Origin of the sequence: Providencia sp. PROV208 (assembly GCF_028479465.1) — a bacterium.
In the GTDB taxonomy this organism is placed as follows: domain Bacteria; phylum Pseudomonadota; class Gammaproteobacteria; order Enterobacterales; family Enterobacteriaceae; genus Providencia; species Providencia alcalifaciens.
Map to the genome: position 1 here is coordinate 1 of NZ_JAMPNS010000037.1, position 5,865 is coordinate 5,865.

Consider the following 5,865-nt stretch of genomic DNA (forward strand, 5'->3'; position numbering starts at 1 on the left):
CTTTATCTTGCATTCTAAGTATAAAATTTTTATCTTCGGGTAATTTGCTAATAGTATTTTTTAATTCAGTTATTGGTATGTTATCTGTATTATCGAAGGCTTCTTGAGCATTATCGAGAAATAATTTCATTATATTATTAGCAAATAAACCGCATACTGGCTCTCTGAAACCATTTATATATCCAAATGTTTCTTCTACTAACTTTGGGGGGCATCCCCATTCTTTTGATATTGAGCATATATTTTTTTCTAGCTTTTCACAGAGTGTATTGGGATCTTTGTGTCTGATGGGGATATGATATTCATCGCAGTTCATAATTGCATTAATCCCTTTGTCTTCACCCATCAACTGTGTTAGTTTTTGTATTTGGTCATATACTGGTGTTTTAAAAAAACAGGTATTAATATTACTTGCTTGTGAAATGGGCGTGATATTTATAGGTGAATTATGGGTATTTATTGATGGAGGAAGCATGTTTATTTCCGTTAAAAAGTTTGGCAGTTTCTTTGTGGCTGACGTATATTATATTGCTTGATAATTGTAACTTTCTAATCCCCGTGATCATTTAACATAATCTAGATTATGTGTACTTTCTTGTGTGAATAAATTTTAGGGGTTAAATGATCATTTAATCAGGGGGAGATTTGGAATTATGATAAATCCATAGGCATAGATTTATCATAATGTTATTTCATAATTCAATTAAACAATTGAATCTGAGCGAACAAATTGTAGAGATGATATAAATTGCATTCGCTGAAGTATTATTTCTTGATGATTGTATTTTTCTATTTTTGAGCACAATATTTGATACTTACTTTCCGATTTGATTGCCGATGAGATTAGTTTGAGATGAGCTGATTCATTTTTTGCGGTGATTAATTTGTTAGCAAAATCTAGGTGCTTATGTCCATGTCCATGAACAACCTCTTTTCGAGCTAGTTTTAAGGCTGACTCTGTACTATGGAGGAGGTGTGCTTTAAGGAAATTTAATATTTGCATGATGTTTCTCTTTGATTTGTTTGATAATATGAGATGCACGCCAAATTTTTATTTTGCGTGTTAAGTATTACTTAACTATTATTCATTGTTAGTTGATGAGCTCTTTTTTATTTCCTGTATATATTCTTTTAGGGAGCGTCGTTTTCTTTGTTTTTTTGCTCGTTGTTTTAATTGATTTTCGCGATTGTCCCAATAAAGGAGCCATTCTCCTTTTGTTAACACTTTGATGTTTAAATCTTTTGGGATGTTTTCAACTATTTTTATTTTTTCCGTTAGTATGGGATCACTATCTTCATCACTATCTAATAGTAAAGTATCTAGATCTGCAACGCTAGAATCTGGAGATTTTATATTTAGACTCGTAATGAGGTAAGATTTTTTCATCATAATTTAAATTACACTAATTAATATATGTTAACTAATTTTTACGTTACTGAGCTCAGTGGATATGATCTAAAATTAGATTGGAATGGACCTTTAGTATAAAATAAATTTATTTCTACATGTTTTTTATCTGATTTTTTAGAAGATAACTATCAAAAAATGCTCACTTTTATATTTGGATATCTCTTTTTTTTGGGGAGTTACTAATGTTGAAGATATTCTATTCTTTCACCTATTTTCTGAGACTATTCTAAGTTCCCTGCTCTTGCTCTTAATTTCCAGGTTGGGGGGGAATATAGTAATTTTTTAAGGTTTGCTATTTGGGATTTTCTGTGTGAATAATTTATTGAATGAAAAATTTTCTGTTTAAATTATTAAAATGAAATAAATCCTTGAAAGTAAACTATTGCAAGTCCGGAAATAGTTAAACATGGACTAAATGTAATTCTTTGAGGTATTCTATTAGTTATCATAATGTATAAAATACCCATTATTGCGGCTGTTAATACAAGATAAGGTAAAGCAAAAACACCAATCCATGCCCCTAATCCAGAAAAAAGAATAACATCACCCATTTTAAATATTTGTCTCCGCATTAAGAATGAAGTTATTACTTGAATTATATAAAAAGAGATGAATCCGACCGTCACTCCGTTAATTGAAGTGGATAATGATATCGGTAATATTCCAATCCAAGCAAAAATAATACCACTCCATAATATATTCTGTGTAAAAGAATATGGCAATATTTGATAATTTAAATCAAGCATTGTGGTGGTAATTAATAAAAGGGATAAATATATTACCGCTAAGCTACAATAATTGTCAGACCAAATTAACGTTGCGAATAAAAATAAAATGGAAGTAATTACTTCGATTAAAGGATAACGATGATTTATAGGGGGGAAGCAACAACGGCATGCACTTTTCGAATTTAAGCATGATAATAATGGTATATTATTATACCATCGAACTTTTTTGTTACAACCCAAGCAAGGATATATAGGTTGCACGTTTTTTAATATTTTATGTTTATTTGATGCGTTATTATTAGTTGCCGAGGGCTGCTGTAATTTTTTAGGGTAGATCCAAATAATGACATTTAAAAAACTACCAATGATTAATCCTCCTATAATTGAGATGTAAGGATGTAAAGAAAGTGATGAATATAATTCATTAATAAACATAGATATATTTTTGTTGGTTTCGTAAGTTAAGGGTTAAATATTTTTTTTGGGTAATGCTTTGATTTTAGATTGTTTTAGCCATATTATTATATTAGTAGTCGTATTTCATTAATGTTTGTTTAATATGAGTTTTCAGTGTTTCACTGATGTCTATCCCACTGAGTGATTATCGGAATTTTATATTAAGTTTAGTTCGAAGACTATTATTGTCATAGATTTATATGTTAAAAGATATCCGTTTTGAATGACTCATTGTTGATTAAATAGAATTGTTTAATATTTATGGACAATAGTTGTCATTATTGTCCATATTTTAATATATAATCCAATGTATTTTTTTACTGTAAATTCTTTTGGTTTTCTATTGAGATATAGGAACCCGTTAATGAATTTAAGAATGCAATGATATCATCGATATCTTTTTGTGGTAGGGTTTTACCAACTTGATATTCTAACATTAGTTTTACTGCTTCATCCAAGGTTTTTATATCCCCACGATGAAAGTAAGGGGCTGTTTCAGATATATTACGTAATGTTGGTACTTTTTGGCGGAAGCGATCGCGTTCATTTTTAGTTATATTGAATACCCCTAAATCTGCATTTGTTATGTTACTAAATGCAAAGTCTTTTTTGAGACCTAAAGGTTCAAATGATTGCCCTCCCAATGTTTTACCTACATGGCAGGTTGCACATTTATTCTCTTTAAACAAAGAATACCCACGTAGTTGTTGTGCAGTCAATACGTTATCATTTCCTCGTAAATATTGGTCGAATGGACTGTTTACTGTTATTAGCGTTTTTTCGAATTCAGCTATAGCGTCAGTAATTGTCATTTCTGTGAAGCCTTCAGGATAAACAGTTGTAAATTGTTTTTTTAATTCAAGGTCTTTATTCAATTTTTCAATAATTTCTTGCCAAGAACTTGATGCCATTTCTATTGGATTTAATGGCGGCCCTCCTGCTTGTTCTTGTAGATTATTGGCTCTTCCATCCCAAAATTGTTTTACATTAAATACGGAATTAAATACAGTTGGTGCATTAATCGGGCCTATTTGTCCATTAACACCGATAGAGGTTTTTTTATTATCAGTTCCCCCCATGTCTAGTTGGTGGCAACTTGCGCAAGAAATTGAATTATCCTTAGATAATCTAGGGTCATGATATAGCAAAGAACCTAAGGTAGCCTTGTCTTTTTGGGCGGGCAATGATAGTGGAATTGGTTGTATTGGCTCATGTTGCGTTTTTTCACTGGTTTTTTCAAGGGCGTAATATTTTTGACGTTCACCCTTTATCCATCTTAATACCCTTTCTTTTTCTTCTGGCTTAAAAAAACCGGACCAATGTAAACTGGTATAGCGAGCCGGGGGCATAGTATTGTGTTCTATCACCCATTCTAATTTAGATAAGTCACTTTCAGGGGGTTGCGTCCCATTGATTAAACTATTGCGGATGGGGGTAAAATCAAAAGATTTATAACCAAGATTGACATCATATTCCATTAACTGTTTTGCAATCGGAAGTTTTGAATAGAATGGTAATGGTGTTGATGGCATATGACAATAATCACAGCCAGTGCTTTCAAGGGTCTCTAATAATTTAATATTTTCATAGGATGATGAAATAGATGGTGTGACAGTTTGTATCCGCTGTTTGTCATAATAATAAATATAGCCGGACAACCCTAAGTATCCAAGAACACCAATTACTATAGAACCCCGCAGCCATCCAGATAGACTTTTCATTTTTAATGAATCCTTGAGAAAAGCAAAAATAGTCGTCTTGATAGGTGATGGAAATTAACTAAATATTAATTTTATGTTTAGTGCTTATTAATATATTAGAAATATCTATTTTTCTCATTCCAAATTATAGGAGGATAGTATATAAATTACTTTCATTTTTTGCTCATGGTAATGATATTGTGACGTATTTATAACTAAAGACTATTAGTATTAAACAATATAATTAATAATTTGTATGTGCCCTATATTTCCTGACTCATTTCTCCTCCTTGGTTGATAAGAGCGAGAGCTACTTTTTTGCGACCAGGTTCGACAGCTTTTTTAAATAGTCGATTTTTCATGGTTTTTTACCAAGCAAACTGTGTAGTTCTTTTATGAGTTTTCTTGCTGAAGCTAGCTTAGCAGTAGGAGCAACTTGTTCACCTGAATCATCGTAGTTAGTCTTTCTTCTTGATACTGCTACTGACTAAGGACAAGCCGGCTTGTCGCCCCTTGTTGGCGAGCAACCATGAAAATACGCATTACCCGCTTAAAAGCTTTACTGAACAATCGTCATTTTTGGGGCTGGTATTTTTTCTGCGTTCAGGAGCTAATATCTTGAACATATTCTTTTTAATAATTAGTGTGAAAACGAGTGTTAAGATTATCACTCATTTAAGTGATAGCAACTATCTGGAGGGTTAAGGGGTCAGTCTAATAACCCCTTTCATTATCACTAGATTAGTGGAAATTCTTCATGGTTTTATACGCGACATAATTTTGTCTTTTTTGATAAATTGATGATATAAAGCCGCTGCAATATGACCACCAATGATAGTTAAAACAATAACTTCCATTACCTCCCCATGCAACATTTTACCTATTTGATATAATGAATCGCTTTTCCCTATAAGAGATGGTACAACATCTCCTGCTAAAGTTAATGAACGCCCTTTCCCCGCAAAACGAAGATAACCACTAATTGGAATAATCAAGGTCATGAGGTAAAGAATAACATGTGCTCCATACATAAGTTTTTGCATCAAATGGTTTTTATACAGAGATACAGGTGATTTGACCGAAAATTTTATAATTATACGGGCAATTGTTAAAGCAAACACTGTAATTCCAAACCATGCATGTAAATTCAGCCAAAATACTCTAATCTCACTACCTTTATCAGATAAGGAACGTAATGAATTGCTCAAAAATAATAATACAAACAATAAGGCGATTGTCCAATGTATAATAATGATCATGCGGTTGTGCTTCATAAACATATCCTTAAAATAGTTATAGTCAAACGGTTTTAAATATCTCAGATTGTACTCGTTGAGTACTGAAGTATATTTAACATCAGTTGCTAAAAGCTATTTTTAGCTCAGAATGTGATCTAACTCAATATGGTTGATGGAGTATTTATTCACCATAGTTTTACTTTATTAAGAAGTTTATCCTTCTTAATATTAAACAGGATCTCACATGTGGTGATATAGTTAACTTGGTCACCAAGTTAGTGGTGATATTATATACCTAACAAACAGAAAGGTGACATTTATGATAAAACGTA

4 protein-coding genes and 1 pseudogene are annotated in these 5,865 nt (G+C 31.7%); all 5 read right to left on the reverse strand.

The genetic code is table 11. From position 1 onward, the window contains the following. Positions 1-475: pseudogene (locus tag PR766_RS18315) on the reverse strand (hypothetical protein); the annotation flags it as partial. Positions 476-1,081: 606 nt separating this feature from the next. Continuing rightward, entirely contained in the window at positions 1,082-1,390 is a 309-nt protein-coding gene (locus PR766_RS18320; RefSeq protein WP_036950977.1) for a hypothetical protein, read from the reverse strand. 371 nt (positions 1,391-1,761) lie between these two features. Further along, complete coding sequence (locus PR766_RS18325) at positions 1,762-2,574, reverse strand: prepilin peptidase (RefSeq protein WP_071992138.1); 813 nt, start codon at positions 2,572-2,574, stop codon at positions 1,762-1,764. A 338-nt stretch (positions 2,575-2,912) separates the two neighbouring features. Further along, entirely contained in the window at positions 2,913-4,316 is a 1,404-nt protein-coding gene (locus tag PR766_RS18330; RefSeq protein ID WP_154635915.1) for a cytochrome c peroxidase, read from the reverse strand. A gap of 734 nt (positions 4,317-5,050) precedes the next feature. Beyond that, on the reverse strand, positions 5,051-5,569 hold the full coding sequence (locus tag PR766_RS18335; RefSeq protein ID WP_036950982.1) for a cytochrome b: 519 nt from the start codon (positions 5,567-5,569) through the stop codon (positions 5,051-5,053). Between the last annotated feature and the right edge of the window lie 296 nt (positions 5,570-5,865).